Origin of the sequence: Mesorhizobium sp. M7A.F.Ca.MR.148.00.0.0, assembly GCF_003997735.1 — a bacterium.
Lineage (GTDB): Bacteria > Pseudomonadota > Alphaproteobacteria > Rhizobiales > Rhizobiaceae > Mesorhizobium.
In genome coordinates, this window is record NZ_RZTB01000062.1 from 18226 (window position 1) to 34840 (window position 16615).

Below are 16615 nucleotides of genomic sequence, written 5' to 3' on the forward strand. Positions count from 1 at the left end.
TAATCCTCAGTTCAAGTGCTTGCAGATGTTCTGGTGGTCCGGCATGTCCAGGCCGATGTCGAGGATCGGGGCGCTGTGCGTCAGCCAACCCATGGAGATGAGATCGACACCGGTCGCCGCAATCGCCGCCGCCGTTTTCGGCATCACCCGACCGGACGCCTCGGTGATCGTACGGCCATCCACTATAGAAACCGCGCGGGCAAGATCCTCGACCGACATATTGTCGAGCAGCACCGCGTCAACACCAATCGCGAGCGCTGCATCGAGCTGCTTCAGCGTGTCGACCTCGACCTCGACCTTCACCATATGCCCTGCTGCGGCGCGCGCCCGCTCTATTGCTGTGCGGATATCGCCGGCGATCGCGATGTGGTTGTCCTTTATGAGCACGCCGTCATCGAGGCCGAACCGGTGATTGGCACCGCCGCCGACGCGCACGGCGTATTTCTCCAATGCCCGCAGCCCGGGCGTCGTCTTTCGCGTCGATACAATCCTCGCCTTGTGACCGCGCACGGCCTCAACCATGGCCGCTGTGGCAGTGGCAATGCCGCTCAGCCGGCATAAGAAATTGAGGGCCGTGCGTTCGGCCGTGAGCAGGCCTCGTGCGGGTCCGGACAATCTTGCAATGGTTTCCCCGGCCCCAACCTCGCTGCCATCAGGGCGCCAGATCTGGATGTTGATCGCCGGTTCCACGAGAAGGAAGGCATACGAGACCAGATCGAGCCCGGCAACGACGCCCGCCTGCCTCGCTTTGAGCACCAACGTGGCAGTGCAATCATACGGGATAACCGCATCGGTGGTCAGGTCGCCGGATCTGCCCAGGTCTTCGAGGAGCGCAACGCGCACAATCGGTTCGATCAGGGTCGCGGGGAGGGGGGAGAATGAAGTCATATCAAGTGCTCCGTATGGTAGCCCGGCAATCGAGTGCGGCCGCGGCCCGCATTGCGCTGTGCAGTGTGAGCCGTGATGGGCGCACGTTGGCATCGTGGAGCGGGAAATCGGACCGACAGTGCGCGCCTCGACTCTCTTCCCGCCTCAGGGCCGCCGCGGCGATCATCAGTGAGACCAAAGCCGGACCAGAGGCAGCGACACTATTGGCTGCGATCGGCAGCAGGGTCGCCACCGCTTCGCGCATTGCCTCGCCGTCGCGGATGATACCCAGGGCGGCGGAGACAATCGGGCGGACCACGGAAGCGTCTGGTCGTGGAGGGACGAATGTGGAGCATCTGCGCGGTCGCCGGGTATACGACGTGCCGGCAACGCTTTCGGCAACCCAGCTCGCGGTGACCGCCGCTTCGGTGAGCGAGTTGCTGGCCAGGCGGTTGGCGCCGTGCAGGCCGGTACAGGCCACCTCACCGCAGGCCCACAATCCCTCGATGGAGCTGCGGCCGGCGCTGTCTACGGCGACGCCGCCCATGTGATAATGTGCCGCCGGGCGCACCGGGATCACGTCGGTCGCGGGGTCGATTCCTGCGCTCCGGCACAATTCGGCGATGCCTGGAAAACGCTTGCCAAATCTCGGGCCGAGACTTTGCCGTGCGTCCAGGAATACGCGGCGTCCAACGGCAAGCTGGTGCCAAATGGCGCGCGCTACGACGTCGCGAGGCGCAAGTTCACCGCCAGGTGTGTCGGCGAGGAAGCGCTCTCCTCGCTCATCGATGAGCACCGCGCCTTCGCCACGCACGGCTTCGCTCACCAGCGGCATCGGCCGGCGCGGACCGTCGAGCGCAGTTGGATGGAACTGTATGAATTCCAAGTCGGCGAGTTCCGCCCCCGCCCATGCGGCGAGCGCCAGCCCGTGACCCCATGAGCCAGCGGGGTTTGTCGTGTCGCAAAACAGCCCGCCGACGCCGCCGGTCGCCAGCACCGCGCGACGCGTGGGCAGAGCGAGCGCGCCGGCTCGTCCTGCTGCGACCACGGCGATGACCGACCCGTCCTGCACGACCAGCCGGCGGACCTCCACATTTTCGATAATGGTGATCGAGGCTGTACGCCGAACCGCGGCGACGAGCGCGCGCACCAACTCGCGACCGGTGGCGTCGCCGGCTGCATGCACAATCCGCCGTCGCGAGTGTGCCGCCTCGAGCCCAAGTCGCAACGCGCGGTCAGGGTGCTGGTCGAAGTCGACGCCGAACCTTTGGATCGTCCTAATCGCTTCGGGTGCAGCTCGTACCACTCGCCGCACCGTGGCCTCATCGCAGAGTCCGTCGCCGGCAGCTATCGTGTCGCAAAGGTGAAAATCTGGGCCGTCGTCGCCCCCGAGACTTGCCGCAAGACCGCCCTGGGCAAGTTCACTGCAGGCTCCGGTTCCAAGCGGCGCGTTGGTCAAAAGCACGACCGGTTCCGGCGCCAGATGAAGCGCCGTCATCAGGCCGGCAATGCCGCCGCCGATGACGACCGGCGCCCCGGCGATGTCGCGAACCTCCAGACTCATAGGGAAAGCATGCGCTCGACCGCGCGGCGGGCGGGGCCGGCAATTTCGGGATCAATCCGGACCTCATGCCGGTTCTGCTCGAGTGCGGCGCGAATGTTAGCCAGGTTGATGCGCTTCATGTGCGGGCACAGATTGCATGGGCGAACGAACTCGACGTCGGGATGCGCGACCGCGACGTTGTCGCTCATCGAACATTCGGTCAGAAGGACGACACGCGTCGGTTTCTCACGCTCGACATAATCCGACATCGCCGCGGTCGAGCCGGAGAACTCCGCCTCCGCGACAACGTCTGGTGGGCATTCTGGATGGGCCAGCACGATGACGCCTGGATGGGCATCGCGCAGTTCCCGGATGTCTGCTGCGGTGAAGCGCTCATGCACCTCGCAATGGCCTTTCCAGGCGATGATCTCTACGTCTGTATCGGCTGCCACGTTCCTCGCCAGATATTCGTCCGGGAGCATCAGCACACGCGCCACGCCAAGCGATTCCACCACCGCCTTGGCGTTGCCGGACGTGCAGCAGATGTCGGACTCCGCTTTTACGGCGGCGGAAGTGTTGACGTAAGTAACAACGGGGACCCCCGGATACCGCAGCCGCATTAGCCGCACGTCGTTTGCCGTGATCGATTCGGCCAGCGAGCAGCCGGCGCGGAGATCCGGGATGAGCACGGTCTTGTTCGGATTGAGCAGTTTTGCCGTCTCGGCCATGAAATGAACGCCGGCAACCACGATGATGTCGGCGTCGACCGTCACCGCCTTGTGGGCCAACGCCAGGCTGTCGCCGACGATGTCTGCCACGCAATGAAAAATTTCGGGCGTCTGGTAATTGTGCGCCAGCACCACCGCATTGCGCTCACGCTTCAGCGCTAAGATGGCTTCAATATCGCCGGCGAACGCGGGCCATTCAACGGGTGGGATCACCCGCCGGACACGCTCATACAGGGACGCAGCCATAGGTAACGCCCCAGTCATTGGCGCCTCGATTATATTCGGTTTGACAATAAGGGAATATATCTACCTTGACTATAAGTATGTCAAGCCCGCGCCAGCGGTAATTTTGTCCCGGCGATAGCCCTGTCGTCGAGGACGGCATGCCGGAAGCGATAAAGCTTCGCCGGTCGGCCGCCCGTGTCGAGGGAGGTCTCCCCGGTCTCCTCAACAAGTTCCTGCTGCTCGACCAATCTCCGGAAGTTCGGCTTGTTGATCAGCCTGCCAGCCAAAGCTTCCACGGTTCGCTGCAGTTGCAGCAGCGTGAAGGAAGGCCGCATAAGCTCGAACACGACCGGCCGGTATTTGATCTTCGAACGCAGCCGCGCGATCCCGGTTGCCAGAATACGTCGGTGGTCAGCGACCATTGGTTTGCCAGCCGCGGCCGCAATCGCGTCCCTGCCGCCACCGGCCTCCTCAATCAGAGCAGCTTCATAGAGCAACTCGTAGCGTTGGAGCGTGAGTTCCTCGTTCCAATGGCGGTCGTCGAAGCCGAAGGCTATCGCAGCGCGCTGCCGGCGCTCGCGTTGAGTGGTCGGCTCGCTGGCGCCGCCGGCCCACTCAATCAGGCGGGGCCGCAATCTATCGAGCAGCACAGGCGGCGTGCCGAAGCGGTGGTCCTCCCAGGGAAAATATTCGTACCAACTTTGCCAGCCGCACGCGGCCGAGTTCGTTGCCTGTTCCTTCCTGGTCAATGCGAGATAGCTGATTGAGATGACGCGATGGTGGCGCTCAGTGCCGATGCGATCGCGATCGGCGAAGGTGTAGAGTTGCTCGATGTATCCAAGTGCATGGCCGGTCTGCTGCTCCACCCACCCCCTCAAACCCGACTGCAGTGATCGATGCTCAAGGGCAAAAGGTCCAGAAGGGAGGGTGTCCGCATGACCGACTGTGAGGACACAGGGCTCACTGTCGTTTACGGCGACCACGACGGCAGTCAGGTCCACTTTAGCTTCGTCAGCTTTGACGGCGGCTTTGCCTTTCTTGGTTCTTCTTGTCTGAGGATCCATGTTTGCGAAAGCGGGTTGGCCCAACGGAGCGCCTTAATCGATTGAATGTAACCTTGGCAGCCAGCACGTCAACACCGGAGTACTCAAGCGCTGTTTTTAGCTCTTCGCAGTCGCACAAAAATATGCCAAACGCGACACCCGCTGTTGGTAACGTAAGGGAAGGGGCCTCGGTTGAGCGCGGCTGGTGAGATAAAAGGGATGACTCCTCCAGATATTCGATCGCGAAAAGGCCAGACGCCACTTGTATGCTTGACGGCCTACACCACGCCGGTCGCGAGGCTGCTCGATCGCCACTGCGACATCGTTCTTGTCGGCGACAGCGTCGGCATGGTGCTGCACGGCCTGTCGTCGACGCTGGGGGTCACGCTCGACATGATGATCATGCACGGACAGGCCGTTCGCCGCGGCCTTGAACACGCGCTGATGGTCGTCGACCTGCCCTTCGGTTCCTACGAGGAAAGCCCAGAGCACGCTTTCGGCAACGCTGCGCGCGTGATGGGTGAGACCGGTTGTTCAGCGGTAAAGATCGAGGGCGGCGAGACCATCGCGGAAACCATCCGCTTCCTTACCGCGCGCGGCGTACCTGTCATGGCCCATGTGGGCCTGACGCCGCAGGCGGTAAACACGTTTGGAGGCTATCGTGTGCAGGGCCGGGGAGCCGATGCAGAGCGGATCAGGCGCGACGCCAGGGCGGTAACCGAAGCGGGCGCCTTCTCCTTGGTGCTGGAAAAGATACCGGAGCAGCTTGCACGGCAGATAACCGCCGATATCGACATACCCACAATCGGCATCGGTGCCTCGCCAGCTTGCGACGGCCAGATTCTGGTGAGCCACGATATGCTCGGGCTCTTCACCTCATTTCGGCCGAAGTTCGTCAAACGCTATGCCGAGCTCGGTGAGCAGGCTGAGGCGGCAATCGCCGCTTACGCCACCGATGTGCGGAACCGGCACTTTCCGGCGGTCGAACATCTCTATGTCAACGCCTTGAAGGCCGGTGACTTCACATGAGCGTGCCGATCGCTCGGACCGTGAGCGAGCTGCGCGGCGTCGTTGCGCAATGGCGTCGCTCGGGTGCCACGATCGGTATTGTGCCGACCATGGGAGCCTTGCACGACGGGCATCTGAGCCTCGTGCGGAAGGCGCTCGAAAGGGCCGAGCGGGTGATCGTGACGCTGTTCGTAAACCCCAAGCAGTTCAACAGCCCCGCCGACCTGATTGCCTACCCTCGGACGGAAAGCGACGATGCTGCCAAGCTCGCTCTGCTGGGCACGCATCTGCTCTATGTGCCGGACACAGAGGAAATGTACCAGGTGGGCTTCGCCACGGCCGTTTCAGTGTCCGGCATCAGCGAATGCCTTTGCGGCGCATTCCGGCCCGGCCATTTCAATGGCGTGGCGACGGTCGTGGCCAAGCTCTTCCTGCAGGCCGGCGCTGACTTCGCCTTTTTTGGCGAAAAGGATTTTCAGCAACTTCAGCTTGTCAGGCGCTTGGTCCGGGATCTCGACATTCCGATCACTATTGTGCCCTGTCCGACAGTCCGCGAAGCCGATGGTCTTGCGCTATCGTCGCGTAACGTGCGGCTCTCCCCAGCCCAACGCGCCATTGCCCCAAAACTAGCATCGGTCCTGCTCGATACGGCCGAGCGGCTTGCACGCGGCTCCCCCATCCTGCCTACGCTTGATGAAGCGCGTGCAGCAATTCTGGCTGCCGGCTATCGCGAGCTCGAATACCTGGAGCTTCGCGGAGAAACAGACCTGCAATCGTTAGCAAGCCTTGACCGACCGGCACGCTTGCTTGCTGCGGCTTGGCTTGGCGACACGCGGCTCATCGATAACGTCGCAATATCACCCATTGGTAGTTGGTCAGGTGGGCGGAGCTCTCTCCAATCGGAAGCAGCACAGCAATTGCGGTGATGACGGCGGCGCGTCTGCCCTGCAGGGACAGGCCATCATTTAGAATCACGTCTCCGTCGACTTCCAGCAACCTCCGCGAGGTACGCTAAGCGCAGATGCATCGCGTATTTGAAACCTTGGTCGAGCAACTCTCTGCAAGCGTCGATGCCGTCGATCTCCATGAGGCAATGGCGTCCGCCGCAGCCGGGTTCGACTTTCCGCTCTTCGCTTATTTCACCTACCCATCCGCTTCCGGCGACAGGCCACGATTTATCTCGAATTATCCATCATCATGGACATCACATTACCTGCAACAGCGCTACCACAGCGTGGATCCCGTGATCCTGCGGGGACTGCGGGGCTGGGATACCTTCGACTGGGGTGTGGACCGCGATCACCGTTATTTGCCGACCTCTCAGCAGGAAGTCCTGGAAAAAGCAGCTGAGTTCGGCATTCGCGGCGGACTGACCATGTCGATGCATGATCATCGCGGCCGGTTCGCCGCACTGACCTTCGCCTCCAACGAGGCGCATCCGCCATTTCTGAGGTCGCTGACGCGCTACGAAAAAGCAATGCAACTGGTTGCGATCAACGTTCATATCCATGCCCGGCGCAGGCTCGCCGAAGATTGCGTGGTAGATGGCATAACGCTCACCCGGCGGGAGTTCGAGTGCCTGAAATGGGCGGCGTGCGGCAAGTCGGCCTGGGATATCAGCCAGATTCTCGGTGTCTCGAAACGCACCGTGACCTTCCATCAGGAAAACGCCAAGGCGAAGCTTGGCGTGCGAACCATCAACCAGGCCGTAGTGCGGATGGCTGCTCGGGCGAGATCCTGATCCTCTCCAAGTCTAGCTGTAAAGGTCTACAGGCTGCATTCATGACGGCTTTGCCCTTCGATTGCGTGGACACATCCCGCACGGAGACGACAATGATGCAGCTGATAACACCCGACTGCTACGCCGAGTTTGCGAGCGAACTCAAGGAAATGCACGGACTTAGGTATCGGGTTTTCAAGAAGCGGCTCGATTGGGAAGTGCAGACCGAAGGCGAAATGGAAACGGACCCGTTTGACAGCCTGAACCCCGTCTACCTGCTTCTCAAGGGGTCCGATTGGCGAACTTGCGGCTGCGTCCGCCTTTTGCCGACCACCGGACCGACAATGTTGCGCGATACGTTTCCGACGCTGCTGGATGAGATGGTGGTCCCTGCGAGTGCCGATGTCTGGGAGAGTAGTCGTTTCGCGCTCGATCTCCCTGCGACAGCGCCGAAGGCAGCTGGCGGCCTGGCCCAAGCAACCTACGAGCTCTTCGCGGGGATCATCGAATTCGGCTTGGCCAACAATCTCTCCGGGATCGTAACGGTGACAGATACGCGCATCGAAAGGATCCTTCGTCTCGCGACCTGGCCGTTGTCACGTATCGGACAGCCCAAGCAGGTCGGCAACACCGAGGCAGTCGCCGGCTTCCTCGATATTTCCTACGCCAGTCTCTTGCGCATCCGCTGGAGGGGACGCCTCAACGGGCCGGTGTTGTGGCAACCAGTTCTCATCCAATCGGCATAGCGCCTGCGGATGCTCAGCCGTGACTTGAGTTAAGTCTGCTCACGGCCGCCACCGCCGCCGTGAGGGTGAGCGGACCCGCCCCCACGAGCTTTCGACTGTTCCGGTCGATTGGCTCGCGCGGCCGGACTTTGGATTTCCGTAGGCGCAACCCGGAGTCCAGCGTGAGCACGCCAAAATGGCGCCCCTCCGCTTCGTCCAAAGAAGCCAACGTGGCTTCTGAGGTCGTCTTAGAATATTGGACCGGCCGCCGTGAGCGATCGCAACCTCAAACCTTTGCCGGTATGCCGGTTTGGCCGGACCGTCGGCCAGTCGGAGCAGTCCCCTGATAAGGACCCGAGCTGACGCGCGGTCCAACAGCGCCCGAGCCTATGCTTTGTGCATTACCGTTCGGTTGGCCATGTCGTCCAAGACCGCATGAAGAAGGCTTCCAACCTCCTGCGCAGCGAGCTCTGGCGCAATTCCTACATCGGACAATTGAATGAGCATTTTCTTGGCAGAACAGCGCCAGAACGCACTCGCCGCCTCGCCGTTCTTGGTCTCGAGGGCCTGGGCGATACTTTCGACCAATATACGTCGCCGATGCAGCGGAAATACGCAAATGTTTGATTCATGCATCAATCACCTCACAGATTCAGTTCCACAAAGAAAAACACCGGCGTCTTCAAAAGAGCCCCGCTAGCGCGGTGACGGTTCGCGGCGACATGACGAGTTCCACTTCCCCATCGACAAGCCATTGGGAGATGAGCCGCCGGACCGCATATCCGGGACCGCACATAAGGTGAACCACCATTGCTCATCCGGCTGCATTTTCCTGGGCCGTTCGACGAGGCGTTCCAGCCGAATTGACGTCCAATGACTTGATCTCTGAAAGGGCAGGGCGGTACGAATCACCCGATTGTTCCGCTGCTTACATTCCTGCGAGCTTGTGTATGAACGATTAAAGCGTGCCCGAGCCGTTCTTGGTGGCCGCCGAAGAAGGGAATCATGTCATCCGCTGCCTATCGTAGGCGGCGCGACTTCTAGCATGACTGCACTGCCCCGACAGGGCTTTGCAATCGCGCGTTTCGAAGCCTATGCTTTGGCATCGGCCGGCATTTACTTCGGTGCAGCCGACAGTAAGACGTACGCGCTCTTGCCCCGTTGGAAGAGAGCCTTGCCCGATCCCTCTTTCGCGACCAGGTGCTGAAGCCCTCACCCCGCAGGACTTCGCGCTTTTGCGACCATCGCTGCATCACGTCGAACCGGGCATCAAGGACAAGTTGGAGGTCGCGCATCAGCCGATCAAGAACGTATATTTTCCCGAGAGGGGCATCGCGTCGGTGGTCGCCACCATGACCGGCGGGCGGCAAGGTGAAGTCGGCATTGTCGGCGATGACGGGATGAAAGGAATTGCCGTCATTCTCGGAAAGGAAAGCACTACCTGGCGCCTGCCGGTTGAAAACCTTCGCCCTGCGATTAGCCCGTCGCTTCGCACCTCAGTGCTGGACTATGCCCACGCGTTCCTCATCCAATCATGCCGGACGGCACTGGTCAATGGCCACTCCAAGATCGAAGAACGGCTGGCCCGCTGGCAGCTGATGGTCCACGACCGTGCGGAAGGAGATAAGATCCTCCCGACGCATGAATTTCTGGCGACCATGCTCGCGCCCACCGCCCGGGGTCACCACGGCCCTGCAAATGCTTGAGTATCGAGGACTGGTGCACGCCAAGCGCGGCGAGATCACGATCGTGCCGGATTGATATAGCTCACACATGGCGCTTATGACAAGGAGGAGCAGCGTTATTTCGGCCTGGCCGCTGCCTGAAGCATGTCGGGTTGAAACGGGTTCAGCCGACGTCTCCTTGCCCTTCACCAGGTCGCCCAAAAGCATCAGCGGTTTTGAACGAATCGCAGCGATTGTCCGCAATCGGACATAGGCTTGAAGGCGGTCGAATTCGTGCCATAAGTCGGGTTGGTCAGGGTTCAGGGAGGAATTCGTCATGACCAATTCGTTTCACACCGTCACCGTCGAAAAAGCCGCCGAAGCCTATGTCCTTTCCAGGGGAAGGGTCCGCTTTCTCTCCATGGCGCAGGCGATCCGCACCATCCGAACACTAATGCCGGCATGCAAGGCCACCGAACGCGAGTTGGAGGAACTGTTGGCGGCCGCTTCCTTCGTTCATGCGTGCCCCTTCGACACAAAAACAGCCGATGGTGTAGAACCACGGCTGCATTCCTAAGAGGGCATGCCGCGCCATGCAGACTGTCAGAGGGCATTCGTCAGATGGTAGTCCGCTAACTTAACTGCAGAGTCTAAAGGACGTGTTCCAGCATTGCGAACTCACCGATCGCTTTGTTGCAAAGCTGCCAGCAAGCGATCGCCTCGTCCATCCGTTTGCACCATCTCATCACAGACATCATCGGCGATGCTACCTGTCCAGCATATGTCCAGCATTTCGCAAGGCGGCCAGAAGGAGCCTCGCATAGCCTGTGACATCGATCTGGGCCTGCATCGAAAGGGGCATGCTGGTCCAGTTCTCCAACGGTGCAATGAAAGGTGAGAAGGTGCCATTGACAAGGCAACAACAGCTAACAAGGCCCTCTCGGTCCAATGCCACCACACCGATCTTGTCGCCTGGATATCCAATGGCTGCGACTCGCTGGACCTCCAGGTCACCGTCCACCCGCACGTCAAAAAGAAGGCTACCACGGCTCCTCGTGGCTATCTCAGCCGCCTTCTCATCAAAGCTTGAAGAGAGCAAGCGGACGCTTTCCACCGCCATCTGGAAAATCACCAAATCCAGTTCATTCACGGCCATATGGGCATTTCCGCGCAATGGGTGGTGATTGCAATGACACATACTGCTTGTTCACAGATGTCGGTCACGAACGATCATTCGTCGGGTTCCGGTTCCGACCAACGGTGTCGCCACCTGATCGTGCTGCGGTTCGAACCTTCCTAACGCGAGCCGAGCGCGCTATGAGGTTGGAGTCTAGGTCTCGGACCTTGCCTCGCGGCTTGCTCATCTTTGGCAGACCCGCTGCAACGCCGCGCGATGGCGCAAACGCCAGATGACGCTGATCCATCGCTTGATCGTGAACTGAGCTTCTGAACACCATTGGGACAGCAGGGTGGAAGGGCTTGACCAACGCCGCCCCCGTTTTCCAAGAGGACCCGTCCTCGATTGAATCTTTCGAGCCCCGTGCGGCGCGCAGCCAAATGATGACCATCTGGACCCTGCTCGCAGACCGCAAGGCAAAGAGGGAACCTTCCAGGCAGCCAAGCTGCGCCGACGCAAAGAGCGACCTTTGGAATTCCCAAGAATTGAGCCTTCCATAGTTGCAACAGGCAACCACTGCACGAGTGTGGGAGAGCGAATCGCAAGCATTGCGTGAGGTCCTGCGCGTTTTCCCCTCTTTGCTATTTGGCACATCGTTTGCGCCGAAGTGGGCGCAGCGTTCGACCGGAGCACTGCATGGGAGAGGGAGGAGCCCCACCCCGATCCGGTCAAGGAGAGAGACGGTGTTGGTTCCAAGAGTTCCCCGCGCGATCGCAGCGCCCCGCAAGCGCCATTTTGCCCGGACCTACGTGCAGGTACTTGCCGCCATAATCCTGGGTGCCGCAATCGGCTATTTCCATTTGGAGACCGGCCACAGCCTGAAGCCGCTCGGCGATGCCTTCGTCGAGGTCGTCAAGATAATCACCGTACCTGTCATCTTCCTGACAATAGCGACCGGCATTGCCGGCATGAGCGATCTGCAGAAGGTCGGCCGAGTTGCCGCCAAGGCGATGGTCTATTTTCTCACCTTCTCGACGCTCGCTTTTGTTGTCGGGCTGATTGTCACGAATATCGTTCAGCCTGGCGCCGGCCTCAACATCGATCCGGCCTCGCTCGATGTCGAAGCCGTTAAGGGCTATGTGGCCACGGCTCACGAGCAGTCCGTGACCAGCTTCCTGATGAACATCATCCCGTCAACGATTGCCAGTGCCTTCGCGGAAGGCGACATCCTGCAAGTCTTGTTCCTCTCGGTCCTGTTCCTCTCGGTCCTGTTCGGCGCGGTCTGCCGCTACAACGGCCGCTCGCTCTTCTCTCTCGTCCGATACATCAAGGACGAGCTGCTGCTCGCAATGTCCTCCTCAGAGGCCGCGCTGGCCTCGCTCATGGAGAAGATGGAAAAGGCCGGCGCCACGCATTCGGTCGTGGGTCTCATTCCATTCAATCTGGACGGCACGAATATGATGCTCGCCGCCCTTTTCATCGCCCAAGCGACGAAAACTGATCTCCCGATCGGCTGCCGGATCCTCATGCTGTTTGTCGCATTGTTCCCTTCGAACGGAACAACCCGCATTACCGGTGCAGGCCTCGTCACAATGGCTGCAACGCTCTTTCTTGTTCCGGCCGCACCGGTCACCTCCGTGGGGCTTATTCTTGGCGTTGATCAGCTTATGTCCGAATGCCACGCGCTGACGGTTTTTCTCCGCAGCGTAGCGGCAACGCTGGCTGTCACCCGGTCCGGGGCGAGCGGGATAAACGACGATTCGGGGAGCGCCTCACTAGCGGACCGTTCAGCGCTCTGGCGGTGGACGGTCAAGTCGCCCGGCGTGGTGAACACAATTCCCCGTGCGAACGACGCTCAGCTATTGGGGTGGACCCGATGGCGCAAAGCCGTATTTGAGAAACCGCCAGATCGCACCGGCACTTTTGCGCCTGTAGCAACTGCGGGGCACGATTCAAAACTGACCCATTTTACACCAAAAAGGCGGGCCGTTGCTGCCACGCCGTCCATGGATTGGAGACTCATGTCTAAGCCGACTGCCATCACTGTCGCAGCTCTTCTTTTACTCCTCGCCTTGCTGGCGAGCCAATATAGCGCGAACCTGCACCGGCAGGCGTGGTCGACCGACAGGCAAAAGTGGAGCGGCGCATTCGACAACTATCTCCTTCGCCAATCGCCGGCAACCCGCAAGGCGATGCCGTTCTGGTCATATTCAATGACTACCACAACTGTCCGCATTGCAGACTGGCTGATATCAACTACCAAAAAGCCTTCAAGCATGAACCCAATCTGAAGCTTGTGATCAAACAGTTCCCGGTCCTGGGACCGGATTCCCAATTCCCAGCCTTCGCCGCACTCGCCTCGAGAAAACAGGGAAAGTTCGACGAATTCCACCGCGCCCTTATGATTTCCCCCAGTTGAAGGGTCACTCTCAAGATCGCAGCGCGTGTAGGCCTTGACGTTGAGCAGCTCAAGCGGGAATGCAAGATCCGGCCATCGCAGATGAAATGCACGCGTCCGCGCACTCGCGAAAGGTCTGCACTTAGACGGTACGCCCGCGTTGGTGGTCGGCGATATAGTGGCCGCCGGACCTTGTGGACATGGCCAGCTTGCAACGCTTGCATCGCCGATGCGCGCTCAAAGCGTGCTGGCTCTCGTGCGGGGCAGCATCTGTAGATCGGCCACGCTGTTGTTGCCGGAGCGTGCCGTTTGTGGCAGCTGGCTTGCTGTCGCTCCTCGTAATCTTGTTGCGGTCATCCAGCTGCCGTGGGCGCCAACAACAATCCTGAGCGCCCGCGCCTGAAGTCGCTGGCCGGGTGCTCGTGAACCGAGCCCGCTTTTCTTCGGCAAGCTCAGGCGGTCTTGGCCCTGCGGCATCGCCCCCTGGCGCGGGGCAGCCTTCGGCTGCTGACGGTCGCCGGCCTGTCGGCCGGCGTCTTTCTATTGTGGCCTTCCCCCTGGCGCAGGGTGGGCAGCACTCCCTTCTAGGCCCGCCGCGGCGTCCCGCAACCCTTCGCTTGTCGCTTTCGGGTCCTCCACTCCGTTCCGGTCCTGCTGATGCAGTCTGCCTCCGACGGCGGGCCTTTCCGGTCGCTTTTGCCGCCCACCCCGCTTCCGGGGAGGGCGCGCGATTGTAGAGCGGAGGACATCACGATGCGTGCAAACAACAAACGTTGCGGCAGCCGACAGGCTGGCGCAGACAGTGGCGGGCGCACCGGCGCCAGCCTTTATCAGGAAATCACCGACCGCATCATTGCCGAACTGGAGCGCGGCACCGTGCCATGGGTCAAGCCGTGGGGCAGGGCAAGGACAGGCCTCGGCCTGCCGCGGAATGCGGCCACCCAGCGCCGATATTCCGGCATCAATATCCTGATCCTGTGGGGCGCGGTCATCGAGCGTGGTTTCCCCAGCCAGAACTGGCTCACCTTCCGGCAGGCGCTTTCGCTTGGCGGCAATGTCAGAAAGGGCGAGCACGGCACCACCATCGTTCACGCTGACCGCTTTGTTCCCAAGAACGAAAAGCAACGCGCCGACACCGATGGCGACGAACCGCAGGCGGTGCCCTTCCTGAAGCGCTTCACCGTCTTCAATGTCGCGCAGTGCGATAATCTGCCCGAACATCTTTACGACGCCGGCGAGCCTCTGCCTGAGCGCGAGATTGTCCCGCAGGCCGAGGCGCTCATTCATGCAACCGGCGCTGATTTTCGCATCGGCGGCGAGCGCGCCTTCTACATGCCCGGCAGCGACACCATACAGGTGCCGCCGCAGCCGGCTTTCTTCCACCAGATCGACTATTACCGGACCTGCTTTCACGAGCTTGGCCACTGGACCGGCCACCCGAGGCGACTCGCGCGCGACCTGTCCGGCTCCTTCGGGTCCAACACCTATGCGCGCGAGGAACTCGTCGCCGAAATCGCATCAGCCTTCATCTGCAGCAGTCTCGGCATCGAGCCGACCGTGCGCCATGCCGACTACATCGGCTCATGGCTGACGGTTTTGCGCGAGGACAACCGCGCCATCTTCCGCGCCGCAAGCCATGCCTCGAAAGCCGCCGATTTCCTGCTTGGCCGCAATGTCGATGTCGAAGGTGAGGCACATGCCGAAACCGCCTATGGGACCGCGCAATCCTCACACGCGACCGCCTTGCGCCTCTGATGACGCAAAGCCGCGCGCAACCAACTCGACAGTTCTTTTGAGGTTGCCCTAACACCGATGGCCGGCGTTGGCGTGGATCGTTCATCGGACCGAGGTTCGCAAAAAAAGAGGGCGGCATTGATGCCGCCCTCTCAGACTGCTGACAAACCCCTGGCATTTGCTGGGGGTTTTTGATTCACTGGGTCATGTTGAAGCGACCCGCCCCTGAACAGACCGCGCTCGAGATGGTGACGCTGGATCAGTTGGTTCCTGCCGATCACCTTTTGCGCAAGATCGACCGTGTGATCGATTTCACCTTCATCCACGATCTGACCGCGCCGCTGTATTGCCCCGACAATGGCCGCCCGCCGCTCGACCCGACCTTGATGTTCAAGGCGCTGTTCATCGGCTACCTGTTTGGCGTTCGCTCGGAGCGGCAGCTGGTGCGCGAGATCGAGGTCAATGTCGCCTATCGTTGGTTCCTGCGACTGAAGCTGACGGACAAGGTGTTCGACGCCTCGACGTTGAGCCAGAACCGGCGGCGGCGTTACGACGACACCAGCGTGTCGCAGGCGATCTTCGACCGCATTGTTGAGCAGGCGATCCGGGCGGGCTTGGTCGACGGCACGGTGCTGTACACCGACTCCACCCATCTGAAGGCCAACGCCAACAAGGGCAAATACGATCTTGCCATGATCGCCAAGTCGCGGGCCGACTATTGGGCCGACCTCGATCGTGCGATCGACACCGAACGGGCGCTGCATGGCCAGAAGCCGCTGAAGCAGAAGGAGCGGCGGCCTGCGGTTAAGGAGACCAAGGTCTCGCGCACCGACCCCGACAGCGGCTACATGGTACGCGAGGGCAAGCCGAAGGGCTTTTTCTATCTCGACCATCGCACGGTGGATGCGGCGCACGCCATCATCACCGACACGCACACGACGGCGATCGTCCACGATTCGACCGTCTACCTGTCGAGGCTCGATCGGCAGGTGCAGCGCTTCGGCTTTGATGTCGGCGCCGTCGGGCTGGACGCCGGCTATGCCACGGCAGGCATCGCCAAAGGACTGGAGGATCGGGCAATCCGCGGTGTCACCGGTTATCGTCGCCCCAGACCGCCCAAGCCCGGCCATGATGGGTCCGTCCTCCTTCACCCATGAGCCGGCGGCTGATGGCTATCGCTGCCTACAGGGCCAGATGCTGGCCTACGCCACCACCGACCGCAATGGCTACCGCCACTACAAGAGTGACCCGGCTATCTGCCGCGACTGCCCGCTGCTTGCCTCCTGCACCAGCAATGCCAAGGCCCAACGCACCATCATCCGCCATGCCTGGGCCGATGCGAAGGAGCGCACCGACGCCAACCGGCTGACCGCATGGGGCAAGGCTATCTACCGCCGCCGCAAGGAGACCGTCGAGCGCTCCTTCGCCGACGCCAAGCAACTGCATGGTCACCGCTATGCGCGGTTCCGAAGTCTCACCAAGGTCGCCTGCCAGTGCCTGATCGCCGCCGCCGCCCAGAACATCAAAAAGATCGCCCTTTGCCTGTGCCCGAAACCCAAGCCGGCCCGCGCATGAGGCTCAATGCCTCTTGTCAAAATCTCCTGACACAAACAGTCCAAGACACTTCAATCACATAACAAAAAACCCCGCCGAAAATCGACGGGGTTTGTCAGCAGTCTGAGAGGGCGGCATTGATGCCGCCCTCTCGTTGCGAAAGCTGCCAGAGCTGGATTAGAAATCCATGCCGCCCATGCCGCCCATGCCGCCGCCGCCCATGCCGCCAGGCATGCCGCCGCCAGCCGACTCCTTCTTCGGAGCCTCCGCGATCATGGCTTCGGTGGTG

At 61.1% G+C, this 16615-nt stretch carries 15 protein-coding genes and 1 pseudogene; 10 read left to right on the forward strand and 6 right to left on the reverse strand.

Annotated features, from left to right (window positions below):
* Nucleotides 1-6: 6 nt before the first annotated feature.
* The 4 genes from nadC to EOB49_RS21145 form a co-directional block, all read right to left on the reverse strand.
* Nucleotides 7-888, reverse strand: a complete 882-nt coding sequence (nadC, locus tag EOB49_RS21130; protein WP_024505570.1) for a carboxylating nicotinate-nucleotide diphosphorylase — start codon at nucleotides 886-888, stop codon at nucleotides 7-9.
* A gap of 1 nt (nucleotide 889) precedes the next feature.
* Entirely contained in the window at nucleotides 890-2431 is a 1542-nt protein-coding gene (locus EOB49_RS21135) for an L-aspartate oxidase (RefSeq protein ID WP_127330663.1), read from the reverse strand.
* Nucleotides 2428-3402, reverse strand: coding sequence for a quinolinate synthase NadA (gene nadA, locus EOB49_RS21140; RefSeq protein ID WP_095486074.1), 975 nt, complete (start codon nucleotides 3400-3402; stop codon nucleotides 2428-2430). The genes EOB49_RS21135 and nadA overlap by 4 nt, the downstream gene beginning before the upstream one ends.
* Nucleotides 3403-3464: 62 nt before the next feature.
* Complete coding sequence (locus EOB49_RS21145; RefSeq protein WP_127319931.1) at nucleotides 3465-4427, reverse strand: hypothetical protein; 963 nt, start codon at nucleotides 4425-4427, stop codon at nucleotides 3465-3467.
* A 171-nt stretch (nucleotides 4428-4598) separates the two neighbouring features.
* Between EOB49_RS21145 and panB the strand changes: the two genes are divergently transcribed.
* The 4 genes from panB (at nucleotide 4599) to EOB49_RS21165 (ending at nucleotide 7880) form a co-directional block, all read left to right on the forward strand.
* Nucleotides 4599-5435 (forward strand): 3-methyl-2-oxobutanoate hydroxymethyltransferase, encoded by an 837-nt coding sequence (gene panB, locus EOB49_RS21150; protein ID WP_127319929.1) that lies wholly within the window; start codon nucleotides 4599-4601, stop codon nucleotides 5433-5435.
* Nucleotides 5432-6340, forward strand: coding sequence for a pantoate--beta-alanine ligase (gene panC / locus EOB49_RS21155; RefSeq protein WP_024505565.1), 909 nt, complete (start codon nucleotides 5432-5434; stop codon nucleotides 6338-6340). Before panB ends, panC begins: the two co-directional genes overlap by 4 nt.
* Before the next feature lie 95 nt (nucleotides 6341-6435).
* On the forward strand, nucleotides 6436-7155 hold the full coding sequence (locus tag EOB49_RS21160) for a LuxR family transcriptional regulator (protein ID WP_024505564.1): 720 nt from the start codon (nucleotides 6436-6438) through the stop codon (nucleotides 7153-7155).
* 92 nt (nucleotides 7156-7247) lie between these two features.
* A complete protein-coding gene (locus EOB49_RS21165; protein ID WP_024505563.1) occupies nucleotides 7248-7880 on the forward strand; it encodes an acyl-homoserine-lactone synthase in 633 nt (210 codons plus the stop codon).
* Nucleotides 7881-8246: 366 nt separating this feature from the next.
* On the opposite strand, the gene EOB49_RS37775 is transcribed toward EOB49_RS21165, so the two are convergent.
* Nucleotides 8247-8495 (reverse strand): DUF6074 family protein, encoded by a 249-nt coding sequence (locus tag EOB49_RS37775; RefSeq protein WP_032899751.1) that lies wholly within the window; start codon nucleotides 8493-8495, stop codon nucleotides 8247-8249.
* A gap of 599 nt (nucleotides 8496-9094) precedes the next feature.
* Here EOB49_RS37775 and EOB49_RS21175 point away from each other — a divergent pair.
* Both EOB49_RS21175 and EOB49_RS21180 read left to right on the forward strand, forming a co-directional pair.
* Nucleotides 9095-9565 carry a hypothetical protein gene (locus EOB49_RS21175; RefSeq protein ID WP_245463567.1) on the forward strand — a complete coding sequence of 157 codons (471 nt, stop codon included), beginning with the start codon at nucleotides 9095-9097 and terminating at the stop codon, nucleotides 9563-9565.
* 295 nt (nucleotides 9566-9860) lie between these two features.
* Entirely contained in the window at nucleotides 9861-10100 is a 240-nt protein-coding gene (locus tag EOB49_RS21180; RefSeq protein ID WP_127319927.1) for a hypothetical protein, read from the forward strand.
* A gap of 189 nt (nucleotides 10101-10289) precedes the next feature.
* Here EOB49_RS21180 and EOB49_RS21185 read toward each other — a convergent pair whose 3' ends face one another.
* Nucleotides 10290-10679 carry a hypothetical protein gene (locus EOB49_RS21185; protein ID WP_024505560.1) on the reverse strand — a complete coding sequence of 130 codons (390 nt, stop codon included), beginning with the start codon at nucleotides 10677-10679 and terminating at the stop codon, nucleotides 10290-10292.
* A gap of 707 nt (nucleotides 10680-11386) precedes the next feature.
* On the opposite strand from EOB49_RS21185, the pseudogene EOB49_RS21190 reads away from it, so the two are divergent.
* The 4 genes and pseudogenes from EOB49_RS21190 to EOB49_RS21205 all read left to right on the forward strand — a co-directional run.
* Nucleotides 11387-12373: pseudogene (locus EOB49_RS21190) on the forward strand (cation:dicarboxylase symporter family transporter); the annotation flags it as partial.
* A gap of 401 nt (nucleotides 12374-12774) precedes the next feature.
* Entirely contained in the window at nucleotides 12775-13059 is a 285-nt protein-coding gene (locus tag EOB49_RS37780) for a thioredoxin domain-containing protein (protein ID WP_245463706.1), read from the forward strand.
* 732 nt (nucleotides 13060-13791) lie between these two features.
* Entirely contained in the window at nucleotides 13792-14793 is a 1002-nt protein-coding gene (locus tag EOB49_RS21200; protein ID WP_127319925.1) for a zincin-like metallopeptidase domain-containing protein, read from the forward strand.
* A 185-nt stretch (nucleotides 14794-14978) separates the two neighbouring features.
* Nucleotides 14979-16347 (forward strand): IS1182 family transposase gene (locus EOB49_RS21205; RefSeq protein ID WP_127382146.1). Its coding sequence is split into 2 segments (ribosomal slippage): nucleotides 14979-15899 and nucleotides 15901-16347, totalling 1368 coding nucleotides; the frame shifts between segments, so codons are not numbered across the junction.
* The last annotated feature ends 268 nt before the right edge of the window (nucleotides 16348-16615 follow it).